Source organism: Streptomyces sp. NPDC048825, from assembly GCF_043198355.1.
In the GTDB taxonomy this organism is placed as follows: domain Bacteria; phylum Actinomycetota; class Actinomycetes; order Streptomycetales; family Streptomycetaceae; genus Streptomyces; species Streptomyces xiangluensis.
Window position 1 is genome coordinate 1 of record NZ_JBICUR010000048.1, and the last position, 1,430, is coordinate 1,430.

Consider the following 1,430-nt stretch of genomic DNA (forward strand, 5'->3'; position numbering starts at 1 on the left):
ACATGTGGCTGAGACCTGATGCCGAGCCGATTGTGGTGAAGTGGATGATCCTATGCTGTCGAGAAAAGCCTCTAGCGAGTTTTATGGCGGCCCGTACCCTAAACCGACTCAGGTGGTCAGGTAGAGAATACCGAGGCGTTCGGGTGAACTATGGTTAAGGAACTCGGCAAAATGCCCCCGTAACTTCGGGAGAAGGGGGGCCATCACTGGTGATCCAATTTACTTGGTGAGCTGGGGGTGGCCGCAGAGACCAGCGAGAAGCGACTGTTTACTAAAAACACAGGTCCGTGCGAAGCCGTAAGGCGAGGTATACGGACTGACGCCTGCCCGGTGCTGGAACGTTAAGGGGACCGGTTAGTCCGATTTCGGTCGGGCGAAGCTGAGAACTTAAGCGCCAGTAAACGGCGGTGGTAACTATAACCATCCTAAGGTAGCGAAATTCCTTGTCGGGTAAGTTCCGACCTGCACGAATGGCGTAACGACTTCTCGACTGTCTCAACCATAGGCCCGGTGAAATTGCACTACGAGTAAAGATGCTCGTTTCGCGCAGCAGGACGGAAAGACCCCGGGACCTTTACTACAGTTTGATATTGGTGTTCGGTTCGGCTTGTGTAGGATAGCTGGGAGACTGTGAACTCTGGACGCCAGTTCAGGGGGAGTCGTCGTTGAAATACCAGTCTGGTCGTGCTGGATGTCTAACCCGGGTCCGTGATCCGGATCGGGGACAGTGTCTGATGGGTAGTTTAACTGGGGCGGTTGCCTCCTAAAGAGTAACGGAGGCGCCCAAAGGTTCCCTCAGCCTGGTTGGCAATCAGGTGGTGAGTGTAAGTGCACAAGGGAGCTTGACTGTGAGACCGACGGGTCGAGCAGGGACGAAAGTCGGGACTAGTGATCCGGCGGTGGCTTGTGGAAGCGCCGTCGCTCAACGGATAAAAGGTACCCCGGGGATAACAGGCTGATCTTCCCCAAGAGTCCATATCGACGGGATGGTTTGGCACCTCGATGTCGGCTCGTCGCATCCTGGGGCTGGAGTCGGTCCCAAGGGTTGGGCTGTTCGCCCATTAAAGCGGTACGCGAGCTGGGTTTAGAACGTCGTGAGACAGTTCGGTCCCTATCCGCTGTGCGCGTAGGAGTCTTGAGAAGGGCTGTCCCTAGTACGAGAGGACCGGGACGGACGAACCTCTGGTGTGCCAGTTGTTCTGCCAAGGGCATGGCTGGTTGGCTACGTTCGGGAGGGATAACCGCTGAAAGCATCTAAGCGGGAAGCCTGCTTCGAGATGAGGACTCCCACCCCCTTGAGGGGTTAAGGCTCCCAGGAGACTACTGGGTTGATAGGCCAGATCTGGAAGCACCGCAAGGTGTGGAGGTGACTGGTACTAATAGGCCGAGGGCTTGTCCTCAGCTGCTCGCGTCCACTGTGTTGGTTCTGA

The 1,430-nt window shown here is 56.4% G+C and carries 1 rRNA gene; it reads left to right on the plus strand.

What is annotated here, in order from left to right:
* Positions 1–1,400, plus strand: a 23S ribosomal RNA gene (locus ACGFNK_RS45755); the annotation flags it as partial.
* Positions 1,401–1,430 lie beyond the last annotated feature (30 nt).